Below are 24,212 nucleotides of genomic sequence, written 5' to 3'. Positions count from 1 at the left end.
ACCATGCACCCTTCCCGAATTCATCTGGCACTGCCCAGCCGACCGGACCTGCCCTTCCCCGCGATCGAAGGTCCCCGTCGGCTCCTGGCCACCGCGCTCTGGTGCGCAGCGCGAGGCTGGGCGGTGTTCCCGCTCAAGGCCGGACGCAAGATCCCGGCGGTCGAAGGCTGGCAGCAGTGGGCCACCAGGGACCCCGCCGCCATCATCGGCTGGTGGCGCAGTCATCCCGCCGACAATGTCGGCATCGCCTGCGGCCCCTCCGATCTCCTTGTCCTCGACCTCGACGCACCGCGCACCGCCAGCGATCGAGAACTCCTGCACGGGCGCGACGTACTGGCAAATCTCGCGTGCCAGGCCGGTCAGCCGGACCCGGCGGGCACGTTCACGGTCAGCACCCCCGGCGATGAAGAGAGCGAGCACCGGTACTTCCGGCAACGGCCCGGCCAAAGCCTTCGCAGCTCGGTCGGAACGTCGCGGCGAGGGCTGGGGCGCCTCGTCGACACGCGCGGCAACGGCGGCCTCGTCGTTGCGCCTGGCTCGGTCCTCGATCGCCGCGGACAGCTACAGGCCTACACGGTGCTCCGCGATCTTCCGGCCGCACCGCTTCCGCAGTGGCTCGCCGACCGGTTGACGCCGCCACCACCGCCGCCTATCCCCGTGGGAGCCGTTCCCCCGGCGGCGGATCCGCGAGTCGCCGCATACGTCAAGGCCGCAGTAGCCGGGGAAAGTCGGCGAGTGCGCGAAGCGGAGGTAGGCGGACGGCACGAAGCTGTGCTGGCTGCCGCGAGGTCGCTCGGCCAGCTCGCGGCCAACGATTGGATCAGCGACGCCGCCATCACCGAGCAACTCGTCGACGCAGCACGTCGGCACCTCGACGTTGACGACTTCGACTGGGCTGAATTGACCACCACGATCAGAGACGGCATCGCCTACGGCCGCCGATGGCGACGCCAGATCCACCCGCGCTGACGACCTGTCCGGCCTGTCGCGCAGATCCCCGCACCGGAGATTCCAGCACGCCCGCCCGGGCCCGGCCGTCCTCGCATCGTTCGCCGGGTGAGGCGAAAGCCGGGCCCGGCCGCGCGCGCTCAAGCGAACTCGTCCGGCGATCGACGCCGGACGCGCAGAAATACTTCACGAAAAGCTAAGGACACCAATGGATTCCTCAAGCGCCACCGGGCGGTTTCTCTCGTCCGTCCCGGCAGTCCTCGGGTTCTACCCAGAAGAATCACTCGTTGTCATGTACTTGAAGCCTGCCGACGGCGGACGCCACCTCGTGGGACTCACGATGAGGCTGGACCTCCCCGAGTTCGCCGCAGCACCGGAAAAATGGAGCGCCCAGACGGCTGCACCACTCCGTGCTCAGCATACCGGCGACGTAATGATCTGCGTGGTCTCCGATCGCACCGAACCCTTGCAGGACAACGACCTTCCCTTCCACAACGAGATCGACATCCTTACCGCCACGACCACCGCGGCCGGGCACAACGTCCGGGGAATCTACTTTCTCCCGAAATTCACCGAGGGCGCCCGGTGGCACTGTTACTGCGGAAGGCCAGGATGCGGAGGAATCCTGCCCGATCCGCGATCTTCGATGGGTGCAGTCCTGGCCGCGGCGGACGGATTCACTGTCCAACCGTCTCGTCAGTCGGTCCAGCAGCTGTTCTCCCCTGCACCTGCCGCAGATCTGGAAACCGTTGGCGGCGCGACACGACGAGTGTTGGAACGGCGCGAGGACACCCCGTTGCCTTTTGCCGATCGACTTGCCGCTTTCGATGCAGCCGTCGCGGCAGCCGGAGAAGGACAGCTGCCCGCCGACCACAACCGGGTCGCGGATCTGATCGCTTGCTTCGCTTCGCCTCTGTTCCGTGACGCGTGCGTTCTGCCCCCGAATAATCCGCGGCCAGAACTGCAACGGCTCAACCTGCTGCTCCACCTCAATCGCCTTGCGCCTCCAGAACTTCGGCGGCAGATCGGCACCGCGTTGGCGGTCGGATACTGCTTTGCCGGGGACTATCTGCACGCATCGATGGCTGGCGAGTCCATCCAACCTCCGACCGCGCTCGCGGAACTTGTCCGGACTGTGGTCAGCAGCGGCGTCGACCCGAAAGCGCTCGACGACCGATTCACCAGCTATTTCCGCTCCGCGCGCGACAGTGCCGCCCAGGTCCATACCGTCGGCACACCAACCGACCGACGACCGTCTCTTCATTGCCTCGTGCAGGACAAGGTTCGACAGGTCGCCTCGGAGCACGATCGCCAGGACGATCGAGCGCTCCGAACACGCCTCGAACGAAGCGACCGTGCAGCCGAACGTGCCGGATTCGGGCTTCCCGAACACGACGAGGACGTCGCCGAACTCGTCGCCAGCATGACCGCGCCGCCGGTATGCATCGCGGCCCTGGTCTCACCGTCAACGGGAACCATCGACGCCGACAGGGTCGCACTATTCCGTCTCCTCCAGACGGTCGCTCCGCCCGACTACGCGGCCAACATCGCCGGAGCTATCGCTGTGGCCGAACTGACCACGGGCGACCTCGTCCGTGCACGGGCCGCGGCAAGGTCCGTCGACCTGCCATCGCTTCTCTCTGAAGCTGTCCTCCACGGGACGCTGACCTCGTCCGCGAAGGTCGTCAGCGACCTGATCGCCGACATCGCGTTGGCCGAACGTCATCGGCTCGAAAGCGCGGAACACGCGTGAATTCCGGCGGGCACGGCCGGTGCATAGGCCGTGCCCGCCTCCGCATACGCCCTCCGTTGCCTCCCAAAGGAAGTCCCATGTCAGATCCCGAAACCTCGAACCTCGACGCCGTCGGCCAGTTCCTCGCGAATATTCCGGCTATTGTCGGGTTCTACCCCGCAGAGGCAGTCATCCTGCTCCATCTCCGTCCTGGCGACGACGGCCTCGACCGCGTAGGAGTGACGATGCGGCTCGGCCTCGCCAGTCTCGCCGCCGATCCGGCGGAGTCCGGCAGGACTGTAACGGGCCCGCTCCGGACACAGCCCGCCGGAACTGTGATCGCAGTCGTGGTGTCCCAGCGAGGCAATGTCGATGCCGAACTGCCCTTGCGCGCGGAAATCGACGCCCTCGCATCCGCGATCACCGAGGCTGGCCATCGGGTCAGGGCAGTCTTCTTCGTCCCGGAGTTCCGCGAGGGTTCCTGGTGGCGCAGCTACTACGACAGGTCAATCACCGCGGGAATCATGCCCGACCCGGCCACGTCGCTGGTCGCGATCGCCTCTGCGGATTCCGGGTTCACCATCCACCCGAGCCGTCAGGCCGTCGAAGACCTGTTCCGCCTTGCATCGACCGATGAGCAGGAACGAATCGCGCGTGCGACACGGATTGCCACCACACGGCAACAGGAGGCCCCCGAGTCGCTCGCGAAACGGATCGAAACCTTCGACGCTGCAGTCGCCGCGGCCATCGACGGCGAGTTGCCCAGCGCCGACGAAGACATCGCGAATCTCATCGCCAGCTTCTCGTCACCACTGTTCCGCGATGCCTGCGTTCTACCTGCGGGCAGCCGACATCCCGAGCGCCAGCGCGTCCAACTGCTGCTGCACCTCTACCGGCTGGCCCCATCACCGGAACGTCGCGAGATCTCCGCCGTCTTGGCCGTCGGGTACTACCTGCTTGGCGAATACGTACACGCGGAAATCGCGACACAGCAGGTGACCATTCCCACCTTGCACGCGGTTGTAGTCGCCAGGAATGTCCAGCGGGCAATCAATCCCTACGCCCACCGCGGCTCCTTCGCCGAGTACTTCCGCTCCGCGCGCTCCGCTGTCGAAACGACGCGGACGGTCGGTAGCGAATCCGAACGTGATCCCCGCCTGCTGACGCTGGTGGACGAAGCAAAGCGGCAGATCCGGGCTGAACTCGACCACGATGACCTCAGGGCGCTCAATGATCGAGTCAACCAGGTCGACGCTGTGGTCAATGCATGGTCGGCCGGCTGGCGTGCTCAATCCGACGAGGAACTCGCCGCTCTCATCGCCGCGGCGGGTTCGGCACCGGTGGGTCTGGCGGTCCTGGTCCCTCCGGCCGGGCAAGCCACGGAAGGCAGCCGGGCGATGCTCTTCCGCTACCTGTTGGAGGTCAGTCCGCTCGACTACGCGAGCGACGTCGCCGCCGCGCTCGCCTTCGCCGAGTACGCCCAAGGCAACTTCGATGCGGCACGAGCGGCCACGTTGGCGATCGACCCGCCGTCGCCGTTGTCCGAGAAAATGCGAGCGCGCGCGTTGGATCCCTCCGGCGGAGACCTCACAGTCATTATCGCGAACATGGCACGTACCGAACGTCGCAGTTTATTGAACGGGGCGGCCGACTGACTCCGGTAGTGGCCTTGCAACCAGCGCCGGTGTCAACGTGCAGACGCGGTGGTTAAGACGCGCACCTCCGCCCGAACCACCGCATCTGCGATGCCAACCAGCGGCCAGTCCCGACTGCGGCGTTGGTGTCGGAAGCAATCCGGTGCGAGCGGGACTACGCTTAGGCCATGAGTGTGAAGTCTCATCCTGCGGAGATGGAGCGCGTCACAGCTGACTCAGTGCGTGCCGTGCTCGCTGCTGGACGCGTCGCTCATGGCCACGTATTCGAGCGATGTCCCGGAGTGGTGCGCATCGAATTCCATGCCGTGCCACGAGCCGCACGGCGAGACCGTCGACAGGCCATCCTGGACTCGCTGGAATCCCGGCGGCACGAAGAATTGTGGTTGGTTCGCCCGGCCGGCACGACGTACCGGTGGCGACGATGGGTCACCTGGATGACCGTGCGGGACCCCGGGTTGGACTTGATTGACCCAGCCACAGGTCTCGACTTCATCACCGTGCTCGCACAGAACAAGCGTGCTGCCGGTTGACCGCCGGGTTCAATTCGTTCTCCTAACTCCGAGACAACCATCGCGGACCTCGGCAGCACTTCGTCCGATTCCTCGGCAACCTCGCCGCTGCAGTCAGTTCAGTCGCTTAGATCCGCAAGGACAATCAGGTCACTGTCTGCTATCCACACGGAAATCCCGAGCCCAGACAGCAACGGGACAATTGCCAGCTCACAGCCGAATGCCTGCCCACCGTGCGAACTTCGCAAGCGATTCGTTCGTCTGTCGCTCGGACTTCGCAAGCGCGCGAACTGTTTCCGAGACCGACGGGTGGTGGCGGGTCATGTTCGGCGCGACCTTGCGCGCCGCGTTCAACTCGACGAGCGTCCGTCCGCGGTCGCCGTTCAGCATCCAGGCCCGGGCCATGTCGATGCAGTGGTGCCCCACCCGTTCCGGCCGTCGAGGATCATCGACCACGACGGTGGACGCGCGTCGGACCGCTTCACCGCCGTCGTAGTTCTCGACCGGCCGTGCGCACCAATGCACAACGATGTTCGTCATGCTGGCGTCAACACCGTAGTACGGGACCGGCGGTGGCTGGAACTCGTCGGCGAACGCCCGGGCCTCAGCCAGATACTCGTCAGCCTCGGCCGGGTCTCCAGCGCGGGCGGCAAGAATCGCTGCTCTCAAGTCCAATTGGATCGATACGGCGCGGTCAGCCGCGCCAGAGCCGACGTGCTTGCGAGCGCGCTCAAGCCGACGCAAACCTCCACGATAGTCGCCGTGCTGGAGGTAGCGGCTGCTGCGATGGTAGGCGCTGATGGCGATCCGCAGCGGCTCCCCAGTCCGCGGAGCGAGTTGGATATGCCGTTCGGACGAGATCGCAGCCAGGTCTGCTTGCCGGAAGTGACCAGCCACGTTCGCTGACATCCGGTAGGCATCATGCAACGCCGACCGGCCGAGTTCACCGGCGCGACCCGTCGCGTCGGCAAGCACATAGAGGTGGTGCAACAGGTTCGGCAGCTCTTCGAGCACCTCGACGTGGTCCTGACCGAGCACTTTCCCCGAGGCGGTGGCAAGTCGCGCAGTGGCGGTGTCGAGGGTGAGGAGGTCGCCTTCGGGTTGCGGGTCGTCGTAGGCATCGAGCGCGGCGCGCAAGTCAGCAATCCCGGCCGATTGGCGGCTCGGTTCGTCCAGCACCTCGTCGTCCCGGACACCGTAAAGGGTCGACACCTTGATCCCGAGCACCCGCGCCGCGCCAGCCACGAACGCGGCGCTGGGCGGTCTCGAGCCTTGCTCCACTTTTTTGACCAGCGAATGCGAAAAGTTCATCCGCTGCGCGAGCTGGAGCTGGCTGATGCCCCGCAGTATCCGCGCCTCCTTGAGCCGGCCAGCGACGCTGGTACCGCGGAGGTCAAGACCGTCCATGGGGTCTCCTGCCGTTGGCCGGGTGTCCCTTCGGTGTCCCTTCAGCGTAGCAATCACCCCTAGCTTGAGGACGGTAACTGACCGCTATGAAGCCGACGTGGAGATCGCATGCCTGCGACGAAACCAGCTGGTGGCCTGGGCGGCAACAGCGATTGCCGCTCTTGTGTCCTCGTCCGGCGCGCAGCCTTCACCCTGGGCGTGGTGATCAGGATGAGCTGGTGGATCGACGACGACGGAAACCAGGTAACCGTCGACCCCGAAACGGGCAGAGTCCTCGACGCCGACGACCGGGCACAGTCATGAGGGAGCCCGTCAAGTACGAACACCGCGTTCAACAACCGCGCGTGACTATCCTTGGTGCAGCTCTTCGCGCCGCACGGATCGGCAAACGCTTCGGCGTGCGCGAACTCGCGCGCCGTATCGGCGTCAACGCCGCGATGATCTCGAACTGGGAACTCGGCGAACGGACACCGTCGGCGGAACAGGTCGCCGCGATCCTCGGGGCGCTCGGCATCGTCGGAGAGGACAGGAACCGCATCCTCGCGCTTGCGCGCGCGATCACGCCGGGTGTGGTCATCGAAGGAGCGCAGACTGAGCCGCGCCATCTGGCCACCTTGCTCGATCTGGAGGCGGCCGTCATCTCAGCGACTATTTGGGAGCCGCTGATCGTCCCCGACTTGCTGCAGTCGCCCGAGTACGCGGCCGAAGCGCTCCTCGCCCTCGGCAACTCACCTGCTGTGGTCGAGAACCTTGTCGAGCAGCGCGAGGTCCGAAACCAGATCATCGATGGCCTGAACGCCAAGCCCGTCACCGCCTACATTGGTGAGCACGTGCTCACCAAGCTCTCCGGCTCGGCCGAAACGGTCGGTGCACAACTGCGTCACCTCGCCGATTTGAACGACGCTGCCTCCGAGACCACCGTTCGCGTCGTACCGTTCGGCCTCAGCAATCACCCCGGCCTGGCGAGCCCGTGGACCTTCTACGAGATGCCCCGCCCCTCGGAGGAGTTCACCAGGAAGTCGGTCGTCTACCTCAACCACCTGACCTGCGGCACGTTCGTCCACGACCAGGCGGACTACTACTTCCATGCGGCGAACGAACTCGAACGAATCGCCCTGCCCCCGGCGGAATCAACCGCGGCGCTGCGAAGGTTCGCCGCCGGAGAAGCCTCCGCCGCATGACTCCCGGCCGCCGCGTTTCTCCCCGAAGCTGCGCGGCGGCCGGGTTCCATCGTGTTCGGCCCATGGCCGCGAAGTAACGCATCATGCTGGTTGTCCTCAGCCGTCACGCGAAACCGCCTGCCCAGTGACGGACGTCGACGTGCCGCTGCCGCGACACCGTCACCGGCCAGTCCTCCTGCGAGGGACCGGGGGGCGGAGCGCAAACAGCCCAGCACACCCCGGACGGGGCTGTGAACACCGCGAAGCCTCGGCTTGTCCGTCCGGGTGAACCGGCCCTCCTGACGGCGAGCCCCGGCACGTTCCGCACAGCCGGTTCGCGCCGGACTGACGAGCCGATCCGCGGCGTACCGGCCCCGCCCGGGGAGCGCTCCAGGCAGATCGCGTTCCACACCACCGACCCTCACCGGAGGACACGATGGCCGGCGACACCGTCATCACCATCATCGGCAACCTCACGTCCGACCCCGAGCTGCGGTTCACCGCGAACGGCACGGCCGTCGCGAACTTCACCATCGCGTCGACGCCTCGCACATTCAACCGGTCCACCAGCCAGTTCGAGGACTGCGACCCGTTGTTCATGCGCTGCACGATGTGGAAGGAGAAGGGCGAGAACGTCGCGGAGTCGTTGAAGCGCGGCATGCGGGTGATCGCCCAGGGCCGGCTGCGCCAGCGGACGTACGAAACTCGCGACGGCGAGTCGCGGACCGTCGTCGAGTTGACCGTCGACGAGATCGGTCCGTCGCTCAGCTATGCCACCGCGAAGGTCACCAAGCCCTCGCGCAAGACCGCCGCTGACCCGTGGGCCGCCGCACCCGCCGGCGAAGGCGAACTCGTCGGTGCCGGCGCCAACACGGACTCCGAAGCCCCGCCGTTCTGATCCTGGTCGGCCTTAGGCCGGAACGAACCCGGTGGGGTGGAGCGGCGCTGCCGCTCCACCCCACCGGTCTGCCGCCTGGATCTCTAGGAGGATTCCCAATGAAGTTGTCAAGCCCTGATGGGCGGCATCGGTGAGGGAATCAGGCAGCGACGGTGGCCGGTGGTGCGGCGTGGTAGGTGCGGGCGTCGCGGAGCATGGCCCAGAGGACGTTGAGGCGTCGGCGGGCCAGAGCGAGGACGGCCTGGGTGTGTTTCTTGCCTTCGGCCCTCTTGCGGTCGTAGTAGGCCCGCGACGCGGGACAGCAGCGGATGCTGACCAGCGCGGAGAGAAAGAACACGCGCAGCAGGCGTCTGCTGTAACGACGGGGCCGGTGCAGGTTGCCGCTGATCCGGCCGGAGTCGCGTGGCGCCGGCGCGAGCCCGGCGACGCCGGCCAGCCGGTCGGCGCTGCCGAAGGCCGCCATGTCACCGCCGGTGAAGGCAAGGAACTCCGCCCCCAGCAGAGTGCCCATGCCCGGCAGGCTGGTGATCACCTCGGCGTGCCGGTGCCGACGAAACCGCTCCTCGATCAGGGCGTCGGTGTCGGTGATCTCCTGGTCGAGGACCATCACCTCCTTGGCCAGCCGAGCGACCACACGCGCGGCGAGGTCTTCCCCGGAGACGGTGGTGTGCTGGGCGTCGGCCGCCGTCGCCGCGGCCGAAGCGATCGCGGCGGCGTTGCGGGCCTTGCGTTTGCGCAGCCACTGCTCCAGCCGGCCAGCCCCGGCGCGGCGGATCGCAGCCGGGGTGGCGTATCCGGTCAGCAGGATCAACGCGGCTTTGGTGGTGCTGTAGTCGAAGGCGCGTTCCAACGCGGGAAAGTACTCCAGCATCGTCGCGCGCAGCCGGTTGATCTGACGGGTGCGGTCGGCGACCAGATCAGCGCGGCGGGCGGTGAGGATCCGCAGCTCGGTGCTGATGTCGTCGGCCAGGCGCAGTGGTTGCAGGTCACGGCGCATCCGAGCCTGATCGGCGATGATCGCCGCGTCCTTGGCGTCGGTTTTCCCCTCACCGCGGTAGGTGGCGGCGGCGTGATGCACGGTGCGGCCGGGCAGGTAGACCACCTTCTGATCGTGATTGACCAGCAACGCCAGCAGCAGCGCCACCCCACCCGCGTTGAGATCGACCGCCCAGGTCACCGCCCGGCCTTCGGCCAGTTGGGTGACATCGGCGATCAGCTCCAGCAGCGACGTCTCGTCGTTGGCGATCCGCCGCGACAGCAGACGCCTGCCCTCGGCGTCGATCACCACGCAGTGGTGATCGACTTTGCCGCCGTCCACGCCGGCCCAGACTTCGGGCACGGTCACCTCCGTTTTCCCTTGTGTCGCAGTCCTTACAGGCCCAGCAGACGACCTCGCCGGCGTGTCCTTACACAGCGATCACTCGCACATCCCAATCAGCGGTCGAGTCGTCGCAGGGTGCCGGGCGGCCAATCCTCCTGGACCATCAACGGCAAAACCATGCAAGCCATACCCAGCACCCCTGGGTGGCTCGAACCCTACGACTGGCCCGAACCGGCCCAAGAAGAAAGGTAAGGAACACCATGTGCGCGCAACGCGCCCGCACCCCTCGAGACGCGACTAGCCCTTCCAGGCGCGCGCTGAATCCGGCCCCTCCTAAGACAGTGCACGGACTGCGACCCCAGGCTGACCGACCCCGACCGGCCCGTCGTCGAGAACGACGAATCTCCCCCAAACGGGCCGGTTTTCCGATCTACGCTCGGATGATGACCCGAATCGTCGCTGGACTTTCCGCTCGCGGAATGATCGACGCCGCCTTCTACGGCGTCCTTCTCGTCGCGGCGGTCTTCGGTGCCATCGCCTTGATCGCTGCGCCTACGGCAGTCGATCTCATCCGGTTGCCGGTGTACGCAGTGCTCGGTGCAGCAGCTGGTTGGGCTGACTCGCGACGCAAACGGCACCCGATCTTCCCGCGGATCACTCACCACACACGCACAGCGGTCATCTTCGGAGCGGGCAGCGTGCCGTGCATCCTCTCCATAGAGAAAGTGCAAGATCTCGGCTGGGACCAGCCAGTACTCGGGACCACCCTGTTCGTCGGCGGGTGCTTGTCGATTGCCTGGCGCGTTGCGGCCCGACGGCGACTCGCGCGCCGGAAGGCGCACTCTCGGACCGAGCGACGCGAGGCTGAGCCGGTTCAGCCGGGGTGACCGCACACCGGTAGTTGGTGGGGTGGTGCGAGCGCTACGCGCTCGCACCACCCCACTTCTTTTCTCGTTCACCTTCCGGCGCTGCATCTGGCTCCTGCTGCTCGGCGCCAGTGGCTGCTTCCGCTCCCCGACCAAGCACAGGGGCCGACTCGGCCAGAGGCGTCTCGGGTACCCCGTCATCGGCTGATGACCAGGTGCTCGAGGCTTCACGGTCCAGTCGCTTTGCCGCAGCCGCCAGCCTGCGCGCTTCGCCCACGCTGACGCCAAGCAGTGCAGCGGTCTCCGGCATCCCGGTGCCCACTTCCCGGATCGTCTTGACCGACTCTCCCATCACAGCGCGAAACTTGCCGGTTTCATCGTCAAGCGCAGTCTTCAGCGCGCGCCGCTCGACAGCCGCCTCTTCAATGGCCTTCTCTCGTGCTCGATCGAGGTCCGCTAAGTCTCGCTCAAGCCTGGCTGTGATTCGCGCGCACCGGTCTTCGTGTCGCCGTTGTGCCGCTGCGATGGCTTCTGCCGCTTCCGCGAACGGTGCCAGTGCGTCGTCGACCCGCTGTTCGTCTCGCCGGGCGCGTTCGAGTTTCTCTGCGTGCGCTTGCCGCAGTGCCTTCAGCCGAGCAACCTCGGCACTCGATCGACGTCGACGACGGATCGACCGCTCTTCGTCTTGCGGCATGGTTGCCTCCCTGCACAGGGAGGGCTGCGGTCGCCAGTTTAGTCGCGTCGCAGCAGTTACGGGATGGGGCCGGGGCGCATGGCCCCGGCCCCATCGGACCGGCGGCGCACGGCACAGGGCCGACATCGCCGGAGCGACGGCTCGCCAAAGCAACGACGCCGGGTGCCGCGACATGCCCACGGGACAGAAGACCCATCACGTCGCGACCTGACCAGCATAGCCAGGGTCGACCTGGAGCGTTTGCGCAGGCCAGACACGGTGGCCGGCGATTGCGGATCGGTCCCGTCCGCGGTGGAGAGGTGGCCCCGAAATTGTATCGGCCGCTGCCCCGAATACAAGGGCACCCCACTATTTTTTTGACAAAAAGCGCGTCAAAAAAATAGCGAGGCCCCACCCTTGCATTCGGGTCCCCTTACGGCCTCGGTCAGGCATTAGGGGCAGGCCGGAGGCCTGCCCCGGGCGGCTTCGGGGCCACCTCTCCACCGCTCTGCACCTGGTCACCCTTACCGCAGGTCAGAGCATCCTAAGCAGTCCGCTTTTCTGGCGTTGCATTATTGAGAATAGCGACGAACTCCATTAATATGGTAATTACCGGTTGGCCGGGGCGCCAAACCCGATCCGCCGGAAACCCACACATAACAGAAACGGATTTTCGACATGACCAGCACTGATCGGCGGCACCGTTACACCCTTGACGACGTAGTGACCGCACTCAGCGCGACACCTCCGCGCACCGCATCGGCGCTCATCGCGCTCCGATGGATGTTCGAGCATCTTTCAGACGCTCCGCAGGCCGTACTCATGACCTGCGCACACCTGCTCAACTCCACCGATCCGACTGACCCAGACACCCTCGCACGCGTCCGCAAGATTTACGAACACCTCACGGACCTCACGCCGGATGCGCAACGCGCATTCACGGCGTGCGTGCACACCACCGAATCCCGCGCGTCGCTTGCTGGGCACCCGAACGACGTAACGGCGCTCCTGGCCGACCCATCGCACAACCGCAGCGTTGCGCGTCAGTCGCTGCGATGGCTCGCCGCACGCGCCGAAGGACACGAGCGCGAAGCGCTCCGCGCTTGCGCCACGTTGCTGGAAAACCCGTCCGCCGACCACCCGACCGTGACCGACGCAATCCGCAGCGGCCACAAGGCATGGCCCTCTATCGACCAAGCCCACCGCACCCTGCTCACGACCTGTGTTTACGCCAGTCGCCAACGTGCGAATGCGATTCGCGCCAAGCGCGCGGCGGAAGAAGCACAACGTGAGACCGAGACTGGAGACATCCACCGGTGCGGGCATTGCGACGGGAACCTCAGCATGGCACCCGACATGACGTACTGCTCCGAGTTCTGCCGCCGGGAAGCCGAATCGCACACGATCCCGCAACCAGTCGACACCGTTGCACCCCGGCGAATCCCGCAGCCGATCCCGCGCCCAGCCTCCGCGCCGCGCGAGCCGTTCGAGGTCCGCGCACGCCGCTCCCGGGTCGAGTACGAACCGCAAACCAGCTACGACGAGAACCACCGCGAAATTGAGCCCGCCATCCCGCAAACCGGGCGCGCACGCAAGGACGACCGCGTTTCCGAGCAGTACGAGGACGAACGCGGCGCGCTGTTCGACGAGCGCGACGAAGTCACCTCGGAGGAGCGCGGCAGCCTGGAGAAGTTCTATGACAACCTTTGGCGACTCCCTCTCGCAGACGGCGTGCTGTGCATCGCGTGCAACCTGGAGCGCACCCCGGCAGAACACCGCTCCGAACCGATCGGGCGGTGCGCGCACTGCACTGAACTCGACCGCCCGCCGCTGCGCTCCGCCCAACCGCAACACCGCGAGCTGATAGCCGCGTAACGCCGCATCCGTCCCTAGAAAGCGGCCGCCGGTCTCACGACCGGCGGCCGCTTTCGTGTGCATGCACCGTATCCGCGCAACCAGCAGGCGCGTAGCCCCGGCCGCACCACACAGGTCGCTCCGCCGCGCACCGCCACGCGCCCTTCTCCTCACCGCCCGCGCCATATCCCCGCCGCCGACGCCGTCACCACCGCGCCCACACCCCGCGCCGCCCGCACGGCCCACCGCACACACAGGACATCTTGCAGATCCTCTGAGTCAGGTGGGCGTCGGTGATTTTGGGGCGTACGCTCGATCTCAGTGATCGGCTCGCGGAAGCTGAGCCCTGGTGATCATGAGTACCTCACCAACGCGGTCGCGTGTCACGACCGCAGGCTCGACCCCGGCGAGCTGTTGAGTGACTACTACCTCTCCCACGGTTACCCGGCAGGCGAATGGTTCGGCGCCGGTGCGCAGATTTTCGGGCTCACCGGCGAGGTCAAGCCTGCCCAGATGAAGGCGCTCTTCGGCGAAGGCCGCCATCCCAACGCCGACGCGATCGAGAACGAGATGATCGCCGATGGCAAGACCGCAGCCGAAGCTCTCGGCGCAACAAGACTCGGCCGCGGCTTTCCTGTCTACAGCGGACTGGACCTCATGCGTGTCCACAGCGCACAGGCGTACAAGGACTACAACCTCGAGCACGGCCGCCCCATCGGAGCGCCGATCGATGCTGCGACACGACACGAGATCCGCCGGAAAGTCCAGGAACAGGTCTATCGCGATGCGACCGGAGCCAGCGGACCTGTCGACCCGGCCGCGCTGGAGACGTGGCTCGCGGAGGAGCAACGCAAGCTCCGGAAAGCGGTGTCCGGCTACGAGATGGTCTTCGCCCCGGACAAATCCGTGTCGGTCGCGTGGGCTCTGGCACCTCCGGACGAACGCGAACTGATCGCGAACCTTGTCCGGCAAGCGATGCGGGACACCCTGGCCTACGTCGAGCAGAACCTCGCCTTCACCCGCGCTGGCAACCGGGGCCAGGCCCAGGTAGACGTCGACGGGATCACCGTGGCGACCTTCGAACATTGGGACAGCCGCGCGGGAGATCCGCATCTGCACTTCCACGCGTTGATCTCGACCAAAGTCCGCCGATCCGAAGATGGCAAGTGGACAGCGCTTGACGGACGACCGATGCTCGCCGGAACCGTCACCGCCTCGGAGTTTTTCGATACCCGTACTCGCGATCTGTTCCGCGAACACGGTGCACAGTGGACACAACGTCCCGCCAACGGCGTCGATCACAACCGCAAAATCTGGCAACTGGCCGCGGTGCCGCTCCCGCTGATCAAGGGATTCTCGCAACGGACCCGCCAGTTCGAAGCCGCTCGCGCCCGCCGGATCGTCGAATTCCGCGACCTCAACGGACGCGAACCGCGACCGAAGGAAATCTTCGCCATCGACCGTGCCGCCAAACTGGACGGCCGCCCCGGAAAACCGCCGCCGAAGTCACTGGCCGAACACACCGACGATTGGCACGAATTCGCCCGCGGCCTCGTAGGCCAAGAAGCGATCGACAAGCTCGGCCGGAGAATCTTCGCCCGCGGGCGCGCACCGACTGCCGGGACGCTGACGGAGCACGACCTCGACAGCTTGGCCGAAGCCGTTATCGCCACGGTCAGCGCGAAATACGCGCACTTCACCCGCTGGCACCTCGAAGCACAAGCACACCGGCAGACCGCACGCATCACCGTGCCCGCCGACGAGCGTGCCAAGCTGATCGTCCGCGTCGTCGACCGCGCAATCTCGGCACCCACCACCCTCGCCCTGGAAGGCGCGACGCTCGTCGCCGAAGCACCGTTCCTGCGGCGACGCTCAGGAGAGTCGGTGTTCCACGAACACCACTCCACGCGCTACACCACCACGCAGACGCTGGCCGAGGAAGGTGATTTCGTCGCTTGGGCCAAGCGTGGCGGCGGCTACCGCGTTCCGGACCGTGCCGTGCGCAAGGCACTCCGCTCCTCGAAGCTCAACGAGGGCCAGCGGCGGATGGTCACCGAATTCGCCGGTTCCGGCAAGCGGTTGCAGCTGGCGCTCGCTCCCGCGGGTGCGGGAAAGACCGCTGCGATGAAGGTTCTGGCGAACCTGTGGCGGTCTCGAGGGCGGCAGGTCTACGCGTTCGGTCCCTCCGCGCGGGCCGCGCTTGGGCTCGGTGTGTCGATCAGAGCCCGGCCGCACACGCTGCACCAGCTCCCGACAGCGCTGGAACACGGCGTCGCGGAACGGAAGTTCCCGATCGCCGAGGGCGACCTTGTCCTGGTCGACGAGGCCGCGATGGCTGGTACTCACACCCTGCACACCGTCGTCACCTACGCACTGAACCGCGGTGCCGACGTCCGTCTGATCGGCGACGACCGGCAACTCGCCGCCGTCGAAGCCGGCGGAGCGATCAGGCTCATCGCCCTCGACGTCGGCGCAGTCCGCTTCTCGGAAGTCGTCCGATTCAAGGGCCACGACTGCGACGAACAAGCCGCCGCATCACTCATGATCCGCGTCGGAGACGAGAGGGGAATCGACTTCTACGCCGACAGCGGGCGTATCTCCTCCGGTTCGGTCGAGACCATGCGCAACGCAGCCCTGACCAGATGGCGACGCGATCTGCATTCCGGAACCGACTCCCTGCTCATCGTGCCCACCAACGAAGACACCGTCGCGCTCAACTTGGAAGCCCGCACCATCCGCCTGCGCCGAAGCAGTGAACCCACCGGTCCCGAAGTCGACCTCCACGACGGCACCCAGGCAAGCACCGGCGACACGGTCGTCACCCGGCACAACCGCCGCCGCCTGAGTCTCTTCGGCGGCGCAGACTTCGTCAAGAACGGCGACACATGGCGCGTCGTCACCGCCCATGAAGGCGGCCAACTGACCATCCGCCACGTCGAGCACGGGGCCCGGATCACCCTGCCCCGAAACTACGTCCGCCGGTACGTCGAACTTGCCTACGCCGCCACCGTCAACCGCGTCCAGGGCATGACCAGCTCCGGCACCGCCCACTCCCTCGTTCCGCCGACCATGACCCGCGAGCAGCTCTACCCAGCGACCACCCGCGCGCAACACGAGAACTACCTCTACGTGGTCACCCATCACCACGTCATCGACCTGCACCAAAAGACCCCCGAGGTTGACCCCGACCCGGACAAAGCCGCCCGCAAAGTCCTCGCCGGCGTCCTCAACCACACCAGCATCGAACCGTCCGCGACCGAGGTGTACCGCGACAGCCTCGACCAAGTCGTCTCGCTCGCGACGCTCGTCGATCACTACAACTACGCCGCCACCTACCTCGACGAAGACACCTATCTGCACGCACTGTCCCGGCATGCCCCTGAAACCCTTGACACCAAAGCAGAAGCGGCACTTGTACAGACTCTCCGCAACGCCAGCGATCTAGGCTGGAGCCCCGAACAACTCCTCCCCCGCCTCACCGCCGGATCACCCCTCACTGGAACCGGCGACCCCGCTGCGGTCCTCGCCTCGCGCGTCACGACGTTCCTCGCCACCGACACCAATGCACCACCCGCCGGACACCCCGATCCCCGCGACGTGCACCGATGGCAAACAGCCTTCGACGCGATCGCACCCGACGCCGACGTGGAAAACCCGCGCTGGAACCGCGTCTGGCGCATCGCCACCGGCGCCATCGCACTCGGCCACGACGTCGAAGCCGCCCTCACCACGACCGCGCACCACCTTGCCGCCCGGCACATCCTCGACCGCGGCGGCTCCCCCGACCCCATGCCCGATCACGCCTACGCCGCCAACACCCTGCTCCGCGAACTCGACGCCCAGAAGGACCGCGGCCAAGTCCACACCCGCACACTCCCCTGGCAATCTCGCCCCGATCTCGCCGCAGCCCGCACCCAACCCGGACGCCGCGAATACCTCGCCGAGTTGAACGACGCCATTCACGACCGACTCGAACACCTCCGCGCCGAAGCCATCCGCAACCCTCCAGCCTGGACAACGCGCCTCGGTCCCCGTCCCGACAACCCCATCACCGCATGGGAATGGGACGAAATCGTCGGACTCACCGCCGCCTACCGCAAGACCTACCGGCTCGACAGCGGCCCCGACAGCCCACTGGGACCGCGCCCCGATACCCACGGCGCACGAGCTCACAGCTGGGACGAACTCAACCTCCGATGGGCACGCTACGTCGCCCCCGCGTCCCCCGCCAAGCCTTCTCCGACAAGCCAACCTGCCGAATTCACGGCCGACGACGTACTCGACCACCTCGACGCTGAACACGAGGACCACCTCGAAACGCTCGACGTTTTGGTCAAACGCTACGAGGAGCTCGCCCGCGCCGGAGACGAGGACCGCTACCTTGACCTGCTCGCGCGCTACGTCCCGGCCACCGTCAACAGCGGTGCCGAACAAGCGATCCTCAATGCCCTCGCCGACGCCCAGGACGAAGGATGGCAAGCCGAACGCCTCCTGCGCGCAGTCACCCGCGGAAACGACTTTGCCTGGGCCGATTCTCCCGACCTTGCGCTCCTGGCCGCGCTCCGCAACTACCGCACCAACCGCCGACCGCCTGCACGAACCGCCAACCCGACGGACGACCAAACCAGACGCTGGCAACAGATCGTCGCCAGGTATCTCCCGCACACCAACGTATCCGACCAGGACTGGGGCACCGTCTGGCACCACGCCGCCGCCGGACCCCTCAACTTCCTCGACCCCGACGGCGCCCTTGACACAGCCGCCCGCAAGGTCGCGCTCAACCCGACAGGCGACTCAGCCGATCTCCCCGGCCAAGTCGCACGAACGCTCGTCACCGAACTCGCCCGCCGCCACCGCATGAACAACGGCACAGCATTGCCGTGGCTCGCCGCCGCCGACATCCCCGCACCCGGCGAAGAACCCAGCCGCATGAGCCGCCTCGAAGTCACCAGTGCCGAAATCCGGGACCGAGTCGCCGTTCTCCGCCAGCAAGTCACCGAGAATCCGCCGCCATGGGCCGTTTCCCTCGGGCCCCGCCCGATCAACCCAGAACACGCAGCCCGGCGGGAAAAGATCATCGCGCTGGCGGCGGCCTACCGCGAAACATTCCACATATCGGCATCCGCGACGACAAGTCCGCTCGGAACACCGCAGACCGGCGAACACGCCCGCGCCCGCGCATGGACACTCCTCACCGAACAGTGGAAAGCTTGCGCCGCACCATCCGTACGGTCGAATACGACCGACACCAGCGGACCCGAACAACACACCGAGGAGCCTCTCGACCGCGAGTTCCACGACGGCGTCGAAGCAGCCCGGCTCCGCTACCGCAACGCTGAAGACACCGCATCGAAACAGCAATCGTCCCGGCCTGGCACCCGACCGCGCCCCGACGACGAGGAAGAACGCCTCTCCCACGGTGACCGTGCCAAACACGCCTACTGATCTCAACGGGCGCAACGGCGTTTCCCGTCCAGGTTCAACACCACCAGCCAGACCACGCCGGTCGTCGTCCCCACCAATCGAGGGCCCAACGATCTCCCTGGAGAGCTGCCCCCGCCTCCAAGATCAACTATCGCCTGTCAAGGCTGCAATACCGAGGGAGCACAGAGGGGCCCCCGGACCTGCCTAGGACCAAACAGAAGTGAATGAGAATACGTCGACCATGCGATAAGCGGCAGGTCAAGAAGTGTCTTCCCCGCGCGAGCGGGGGTGGTCCGCGGACAGCCGCGACTGGGCCCACCGGTAGGGCGTCTTCCCCGCGCGAGCGGGGGCGGTCCCCTCAAGTGCGGTCCCCGTAGTGGAACCGTCCGGTGCACCCCGCGCAAGCAGAGTGGACCGGAGAACCCCGAGTCCGCCTGGCGTGCGCGAAGATTGTCCCCACTCGAGCGGGGCGCGTGGTGCCAGGCCAACGTGGGGGTCGCTGGGCGCTCCCCGCCGTGACAAACCATTGAGGCGAGCGGTGCCGGGACACGTCCAGCGGGCGCGTCCCGGCACCGGCTACTGGTTCCGGTGTTCGTCGGGCCACAATCGGACAAGCCACCGCTCGACGTCGTCGAAGAACAACTCGTGCTCTTCGTTGTACAAGCGTGCAGCTTCGTCGCGGCCGGTGCAGACGACCTCCGCTCGGCACGGCCCGGTGAACGGCGTCGGGATCTCGAGTGAGAACCCCGTGGTGATGCCTACGAGCGCCACGGCTCCCGATGGGGCGATGGCGAGCGCGCCGGTGACTGTCTCGCCGCCGGAGGCGTCGGCTGGCGGTTCGCCGTCCCAGCATTCCAGGCGCACGGTCGCGGTGTGGTCGTTGGCCGCACTGAAGAAACCGATGCCGCCAGGGCCGATGGCCGCGATCTCCTGTTGGTCGGCGAGCGGATCGCCGCCGCCACCGGAGAGCATCGCGAACATGCTGTAGGCCACGAGGACTTCCGTATCCTGCGCGGCCAGCAGTTGTGCCACGGTCGCCTCCGTTCCGCCGGGGTCATCCTATCCGTCGATGTCGACGTAGTATGTGTCTCGCTCGAGGATATGGTCGGTGGCGTACCAGACGTTCAGTGCGCGGCCGGCAGCGCGGTTCTCGCCCATGTCAAGAGGCATCGACGAGAACGATATTGCAGTGCCGCCGCCGTTCCACAAGTTGTACGCCGCTCCCTCGTAGGTCGAGGCGAACGGGTACTCGTCGCAGTCCAGCTTGCCGCCCTGGGTGTAATCGACGCCCCAGTAACGGATGCAGTTGGCTTTGGCGATGAGCCGGTTGGCTTCGTACCGGTCGTCCCTCCCCACGCCGAGATCGGGGACCAGCCGGGACAGCTTGAAGCCGGAGGCCCGGGAACCCGGGATGGTCTTGCCGACGCCGCCGGGCTTGGTGTTCTCCGGGTGGCTCTGGGCCTCTGCGATGTGATCGGCAACCGCCTTGACCGGCGAGCCGGGCGCTTTCGAGTAGTGCAGGACCGCGTCAACATCGGTGAAAATGCACGCGCCTCTGTCTCGACGCTGGGTATCGAGGTTGTAGTTGTAGGTCGAGGTGTCACAGCGCAGGGCGTCGTTGGGCAACGAGACCTCCGGCGGCTCGTAACCCGGAGGCAGGGTGTTGGTGATGGTCAGCGAGGTGTTGTAGTAGGTCTTGTTGTCCGCGTCGCCAAGCGCTCCGGTGCCGGAGACGGTGAGATCAAAGCTGGTTTCGAACCCGGCGCGAAGCTCGCCGAGCGTCTTGGTCACGCCGGCGTTCTGGGAGTTCTGACAGGTCGAGCCGTCGAGCGCGGCGCAGTTGATCCGAAGCTGGATGAGCGAACTGTCGGGTGCGGGCTCCGGACCGGACTTCTGGGCCGTACTGGTCCGGATCGTGAACCGCACCTTGCGGACCGGCGGGCTGGCGTCACCTTGCGGAACGACGTTCACGTCGCCGACGCCGATCACGACCAGCCGGAACGAGTTCAACGAGTCGTCGCAGAAGATCGGGCACGAGGCAGGCTTGAGCAGGTTGTCAAACCCGGACCAGCACGTCGAGTAGTGGCTCTTGTGCCACCACACCGGAGCCCCGTCGGGGAACTTGTGGTGATCGCACTCGTCGAGCGTCACCGGATCAACGGCGATGTGCGGAATCGGCCCGGGGACAGCGAATTTGCCGGCGTCAGCGTCATAGGTCTGTTGCTTGACCGTCGGCTCCCAGCGCAGCCGCTCGGCCAGCGTGCTCGGCGGCGGATTGGTCTGCCGGACCGCGCCGACCGGCACCTGAACGGTGGCGCCCGAAGCCGTCGTCCGGTCGGTGACGAGGCCGGCTTTACCGTCGGCAGACCCGGGTTCGGCAGCCGCGGTCCCCGCGGAAACCGTCGACACGAGAACGGCCGCCAACCCTAACACCACCAGAAAGCGGACCGGTCTTCTGCCGGATCTAAGTAATCGCATTACAGAAACCCCTTCTTTTTGACACGAAGAGGCTCCCAACTCGAACAGGACGAACACATTTCCTGAGCCCCCTCGCATGCGAACGGGAGCTGCCGCACGCGCATCGGCATCAACGCCGTCGACTACGCGCAACGCTCCTCGGATCATCTTGGCAGCAGCAGGAAGATCAAAGCAGGAGCAAGGAGCATCATCACCCGAATGTTTCAACGGAAACCATGTTCCGTTTTAATAATCGGATTTTGAGCAGCTATGTTCATAGCCATGAAATATGGCCGACACGCTCGCGGAAATACCGCAATCGCATCATCGCATGCAAAAAAGAAAGAAAATCGGATGCGCGCGCAGTGCTTGAGCACGCTCGACGCTGCGCCAAACTGACACCAGGCCCCGTCGCGACGGGAGGTCGAGTCACAGGCACGCCGTCTTGCCCACTGCGGGCCCCGCCCGGATGAGCACCGAAACAAGCTCAGCTCTCCCCGCGCGAGCGCGGATACGCCTGCGGTCCCGGCGAACGACCGGCGTGGGGTGCAAGCCGTCGGCCAGCAGGTTGTCCCCGCTTGAGCGGGGTCCGGCGTGGGTCGCGGTCGGCCTGGCCCGCACGCATCGTCCCCGTCGTGATGACCAACTCTCCGCTATCGCGGCCGGTTTCCTGGGTGTCGCACGCTTCTCCGACCAGAAGTCCGCTGGTCAACGATGAGATGAGCCATTCTGATCACCCGACTGTCATCGATCGAATACAGTAACAGTCGGGGAGGTCTTGGCATGATCGCTCCACGCTAGTTACCGACGTGTCACTTGAGGGGTGTGCACTGTGGTTCAGCTTGCGCCGGAACCCAGCAACTGGCTGGATGGTTTGGGGTTCAGCATCTGGGACCCAACCATCAGCTCCGCAGGAGGCGGGGCCGATGGCGGCGGCCTGGGGCCTGGAGGGCAGGGGTTCAGCCTCAGCCATGATGAGGCGATGAGCATGCTGAACCTGGCGAAAGGCATCCGCGCCGATCTCGGGAACATGATCCCCGAGGCGGAGCAACTCACCCGCATGAAACCGCCGGCGGAAGAGCCAGCGAGCAAGACGTTCAACACACTCGCGACCGGCGCCGAGGGAAAAATCGGCGCTTTTGGCTACGGCGTAGGCCATATTCAGCGCGAGTACGCGTATGTCGACACGTTGATCGGACGCCTCGAAGACGCACTCCACATCGTCCGTTCCGGCGAACAAAACGCCGCGAGCTCGGTCAAGAATGCTGCCGCGCCGCACGACGGGTGGGCCTGATGAAGATTCGCGCACTTATCGGCGCATGCACGTTGGTTTCGCTGGCCGTCGTCTCTGGCTGCAACAACACTCCGCAGCCGCCTCCTGCAACGTCGGCACCGCAGTCGGGAAATTCCTCGTCGGCGGTGCTTCCGCATGACGGTGCGCCGAAGGTCGAGACGCCGTTGCCGGGCTCCACGCTGTCCGCCGATCCTTGCCAAACGGGGCTCACGCCGAGCCAGGTGGAGACGGTCCTCGGCTCGGGGCAAAAGCGGCAGGACAGCGGCGCGGGCAGTCAGTTGGGCCCCTCGTGCGCTTGGTCGAATCTCGACACCGGTGCCAATGTGGTCGTGGCCTACGACACGAAAAGCCAGCAAGGTTTGAGCGGCGTCTACCAGAACACCAAGCCGCAGGCAGTGGTGTGGCGGGTGCTCTCGCCGATCCAGGGGTTCCCCGCCGTGGCGCATGCGACGTCCGGCGTCGCGGCCGATCAGAACTGCCAGGTCAGCGTCGGAGTCAGCGACCAGGAAACCGTCGACGTGTCGATCGGGCTCAGCTCTGCCAAGAAGGGCACGAAAGACCCGTGCGAGGTGACGGAGCGGACCGCGGACCTCGTGATGACGAACCTGAAGCACAAAGCGGGTTCGTGATGTCGATCTTCGATGTCCTCGGCGATGCCGCGAAGGCTGTCGGGCACGCGGTCGAAGGCGCCGCGGAATGGGTCGGGGACCGAGCCGGGGACGTCGGCCACTGGTTCGGCGATCTGTTCGACGGCAACCTCGGCGACCAGGCAGCGCCGCAGTCGGACCTGGTCAAGGCGATCATGGCGGCCAACGGTGCCCAGGACTGGCACGGCGGCAGCGGTCAAGCGACGAAGCTGGCAGAACGACACTCGGACATCAGCAGCCGGGTCCAGCAGCTGAGCTCGGGCCTGGAGTCCTCGTGGACCGGCGGCGGCGCGGACGCGGCGCAGGCCAGGATCCGCCCGTTGTCGGACGTGTCGGCGGCCGCGTCGCAGACCTTCACGTCGAATTCGCAGGCGACGAGCGGCCTGGCGCACGGGTTCGACCAGATGAAAGCGTCGTTGCAGCCGATGCCGGAGACGCCGCCGCATCGGACTTTCCTGGACGAGGCACAGTTCTGGCGGACTACCGACACCGAAACGAAAATCAAGAGCTACAACGAGATCGGGCAGCAGAACCTCGCCAAGTACAACCAGTACGCAGACCAAGCGAAATCCGCAGGACAGAGCTTGAAGATCGACTACGGGCAACTGCAAGACTTCGGTGACGGCAAGGTCGACATCGACTCGAAGCCCAAGGAGCCGACAGACCACGGCAAAGACCCGAACGATCCGCACAAGCGCAGCGGCGGTTACCGACCGCCGGTGATGCCCCCGGACACGAGCGGGCGGCCGCAACCCTTCCCTCCGCCTCAACCCGTCGCTCCGCCACCGCCCCCTCCGGTGCAGCACGTGCCGGTCGGCGAAACGACCGGACCACCGCGCTATCAGCCTGGCGGCGGCCCCAGCGACGGAACGACGACGTCCGGATGGACGCCGCCGTCCTACGACCGCCCAGGCGGCCCAGGCTGGACGCCCCCGTCGCTGCCGAACAGCGGCGGGAACACCAGCGGCGGTTCCTCGCCGGGCTTCGTCGCCGGATTCGGGCCTACCGCCGGATTCGGGCCCACGGGCGGCCTGGCTGGAAACGGCTCAGGCGGTTCCAGCGGGAGCGCGGGCGGCCGGGCAGGAGGTTCCGCCGGGACAGGTTCCGGAGCCGGTGCGGCTGAAGAACCCGCAACCCGCGCAGGCGCGAACACTTCCCCGGCCCGAGGGGCGGCAGGGTCCAAGGGAGCGCCCGGCATGGGCGGCATGGCCGGAGGCAAGGGCGGCAAAGGCGAGGAAGACAAGGAACACCAGCGAAAGTACGGGCTGGAAGACGATTCCGCGTTCGACCTCGTCGACGACGAAGACGGACGGCTGCGCGACCCGCGCACCGGCCTTCCGCCCACGCCCCCGACCATCGGAGGCTGA

At 66.4% G+C, this 24,212-nt stretch carries 17 protein-coding genes; 12 read left to right on the top strand and 5 right to left on the bottom strand.

Annotated elements, in window-relative coordinates; translation table 11 throughout:
• Positions 1-3 precede the first annotated feature (3 nt).
• From D0D37_RS13595 to D0D37_RS13585, 3 genes are all read left to right on the top strand, one after another.
• Entirely contained in the window at positions 4-969 is a 966-nt protein-coding gene (locus D0D37_RS13595) for a bifunctional DNA primase/polymerase (RefSeq protein ID WP_116200884.1), read from the top strand.
• A gap of 187 nt (positions 970-1,156) precedes the next feature.
• A complete protein-coding gene (locus D0D37_RS13590; RefSeq protein WP_116200883.1) occupies positions 1,157-2,701 on the top strand; it encodes a DUF4192 domain-containing protein in 1,545 nt (514 codons plus the stop codon).
• Between the two features lie 77 nt (positions 2,702-2,778).
• Positions 2,779-4,335 (top strand): DUF4192 domain-containing protein, encoded by a 1,557-nt coding sequence (locus tag D0D37_RS13585; protein ID WP_116200882.1) that lies wholly within the window; start codon positions 2,779-2,781, stop codon positions 4,333-4,335.
• 719 nt (positions 4,336-5,054) lie between these two features.
• Here D0D37_RS13585 and D0D37_RS13575 read toward each other — a convergent pair.
• Positions 5,055-6,251: a helix-turn-helix domain-containing protein gene (locus tag D0D37_RS13575; RefSeq protein WP_116200880.1), complete on the bottom strand. Its 1,197-nt coding sequence runs from the start codon at positions 6,249-6,251 to the stop codon at positions 5,055-5,057.
• Between the two features lie 108 nt (positions 6,252-6,359).
• Between D0D37_RS13575 and D0D37_RS46570 the strand changes: the two genes are divergently transcribed.
• The 3 genes from D0D37_RS46570 to D0D37_RS13565 all read left to right on the top strand — a co-directional run bounded on the left by D0D37_RS46570 (position 6,360) and on the right by D0D37_RS13565 (position 8,309).
• Positions 6,360-6,554, top strand: coding sequence for a hypothetical protein (locus D0D37_RS46570; protein ID WP_162834214.1), 195 nt, complete (start codon positions 6,360-6,362; stop codon positions 6,552-6,554).
• Complete coding sequence (locus tag D0D37_RS13570; RefSeq protein WP_162834213.1) at positions 6,551-7,432, top strand: helix-turn-helix domain-containing protein; 882 nt, start codon at positions 6,551-6,553, stop codon at positions 7,430-7,432. Before D0D37_RS46570 ends, D0D37_RS13570 begins: the two co-directional genes overlap by 4 nt.
• Positions 7,433-7,847: 415 nt before the next feature.
• Positions 7,848-8,309, top strand: a complete 462-nt coding sequence (locus D0D37_RS13565; protein WP_116200878.1) for a single-stranded DNA-binding protein — start codon at positions 7,848-7,850, stop codon at positions 8,307-8,309.
• A gap of 139 nt (positions 8,310-8,448) precedes the next feature.
• Here the strand turns inward: D0D37_RS13565 and D0D37_RS13560 are convergent, their stop codons facing one another.
• Positions 8,449-9,654, bottom strand: coding sequence for an IS110 family RNA-guided transposase (locus D0D37_RS13560; RefSeq protein WP_116200877.1), 1,206 nt, complete (start codon positions 9,652-9,654; stop codon positions 8,449-8,451).
• Positions 9,655-10,109: 455 nt separating this feature from the next.
• On the opposite strand from D0D37_RS13560, the gene D0D37_RS13555 reads away from it, so the two are divergent.
• Positions 10,110-10,517, top strand: coding sequence for a hypothetical protein (locus D0D37_RS13555; protein WP_116200876.1), 408 nt, complete (start codon positions 10,110-10,112; stop codon positions 10,515-10,517).
• A gap of 34 nt (positions 10,518-10,551) precedes the next feature.
• Here D0D37_RS13555 and D0D37_RS46565 read toward each other — a convergent pair whose 3' ends face one another.
• On the bottom strand, positions 10,552-11,190 hold the full coding sequence (locus tag D0D37_RS46565) for a hypothetical protein (protein ID WP_162834212.1): 639 nt from the start codon (positions 11,188-11,190) through the stop codon (positions 10,552-10,554).
• A gap of 657 nt (positions 11,191-11,847) precedes the next feature.
• Between D0D37_RS46565 and D0D37_RS13550 the strand changes: the two genes are divergently transcribed.
• Together D0D37_RS13550 and mobF are read left to right on the top strand one after the other, a co-directional pair.
• Positions 11,848-13,044, top strand: coding sequence for a hypothetical protein (locus D0D37_RS13550; protein ID WP_116200875.1), 1,197 nt, complete (start codon positions 11,848-11,850; stop codon positions 13,042-13,044).
• A 300-nt stretch (positions 13,045-13,344) separates the two neighbouring features.
• On the top strand, positions 13,345-18,468 hold the full coding sequence (mobF, locus tag D0D37_RS13545; RefSeq protein ID WP_116200874.1) for a MobF family relaxase: 5,124 nt from the start codon (positions 13,345-13,347) through the stop codon (positions 18,466-18,468).
• Between the two features lie 555 nt (positions 18,469-19,023).
• On the opposite strand, the gene D0D37_RS13540 is transcribed toward mobF, so the two are convergent.
• Both D0D37_RS13540 and D0D37_RS13535 read right to left on the bottom strand, forming a co-directional pair.
• Complete coding sequence (locus D0D37_RS13540) at positions 19,024-19,479, bottom strand: hypothetical protein (RefSeq protein WP_116200873.1); 456 nt, start codon at positions 19,477-19,479, stop codon at positions 19,024-19,026.
• Between the two features lie 27 nt (positions 19,480-19,506).
• On the bottom strand, positions 19,507-20,982 hold the full coding sequence (locus D0D37_RS13535) for a NucA/NucB deoxyribonuclease domain-containing protein (RefSeq protein WP_162834211.1): 1,476 nt from the start codon (positions 20,980-20,982) through the stop codon (positions 19,507-19,509).
• 754 nt (positions 20,983-21,736) lie between these two features.
• On the opposite strand from D0D37_RS13535, the gene D0D37_RS13530 reads away from it, so the two are divergent.
• The 3 genes from D0D37_RS13530 to D0D37_RS13520 are packed head-to-tail and all read left to right on the top strand — an operon-like array spanning position 21,737 to position 24,212.
• The gene (locus D0D37_RS13530; RefSeq protein ID WP_162834210.1) at positions 21,737-22,198 is read left to right on the top strand and encodes a hypothetical protein; all 462 of its coding nucleotides are present in this window, start codon (positions 21,737-21,739) and stop codon (positions 22,196-22,198) included.
• Positions 22,198-22,827 (top strand): DUF3558 domain-containing protein, encoded by a 630-nt coding sequence (locus D0D37_RS13525; protein WP_116200914.1) that lies wholly within the window; start codon positions 22,198-22,200, stop codon positions 22,825-22,827. Before D0D37_RS13530 ends, D0D37_RS13525 begins: the two co-directional genes overlap by 1 nt.
• A complete protein-coding gene (locus tag D0D37_RS13520) occupies positions 22,827-24,212 on the top strand; it encodes a hypothetical protein (protein ID WP_116200870.1) in 1,386 nt (461 codons plus the stop codon). Before D0D37_RS13525 ends, D0D37_RS13520 begins: the two co-directional genes overlap by 1 nt.

The sequence above is a fragment of the Amycolatopsis circi genome (genome assembly GCF_003385235.1).
Lineage (GTDB): Bacteria > Actinomycetota > Actinomycetes > Mycobacteriales > Pseudonocardiaceae > Amycolatopsis > Amycolatopsis circi.
This window is presented reverse-complemented; position numbering and strand designations above follow the sequence as displayed.

Coding starts and splice junctions, on each gene's coding strand:
- D0D37_RS13550 (WP_116200875.1), top strand. CDS start 11,848: ATGACCAGCACTGATCGGCGGCACCGTTACACCCTTGACGACGTAGTG.
- D0D37_RS13595 (WP_116200884.1), top strand. CDS start 4: ATGCACCCTTCCCGAATTCATCTGGCACTGCCCAGCCGACCGGACCTG.
- D0D37_RS13565 (WP_116200878.1), top strand. CDS start 7,848: ATGGCCGGCGACACCGTCATCACCATCATCGGCAACCTCACGTCCGAC.
- D0D37_RS13590 (WP_116200883.1), top strand. CDS start 1,157: ATGGATTCCTCAAGCGCCACCGGGCGGTTTCTCTCGTCCGTCCCGGCA.
- D0D37_RS13555 (WP_116200876.1), top strand. CDS start 10,110: ATGATCGACGCCGCCTTCTACGGCGTCCTTCTCGTCGCGGCGGTCTTC.
- D0D37_RS13520 (WP_116200870.1), top strand. CDS start 22,827: ATGTCGATCTTCGATGTCCTCGGCGATGCCGCGAAGGCTGTCGGGCAC.
- D0D37_RS46565 (WP_162834212.1), bottom strand. CDS start 11,190: ATGCCGCAAGACGAAGAGCGGTCGATCCGTCGTCGACGTCGATCGAGT.
- D0D37_RS13575 (WP_116200880.1), bottom strand. CDS start 6,251: ATGGACGGTCTTGACCTCCGCGGTACCAGCGTCGCTGGCCGGCTCAAG.
- D0D37_RS46570 (WP_162834214.1), top strand. CDS start 6,360: ATGCCTGCGACGAAACCAGCTGGTGGCCTGGGCGGCAACAGCGATTGC.
- D0D37_RS13570 (WP_162834213.1), top strand. CDS start 6,551: ATGAGGGAGCCCGTCAAGTACGAACACCGCGTTCAACAACCGCGCGTG.
- D0D37_RS13525 (WP_116200914.1), top strand. CDS start 22,198: ATGAAGATTCGCGCACTTATCGGCGCATGCACGTTGGTTTCGCTGGCC.
- D0D37_RS13585 (WP_116200882.1), top strand. CDS start 2,779: ATGTCAGATCCCGAAACCTCGAACCTCGACGCCGTCGGCCAGTTCCTC.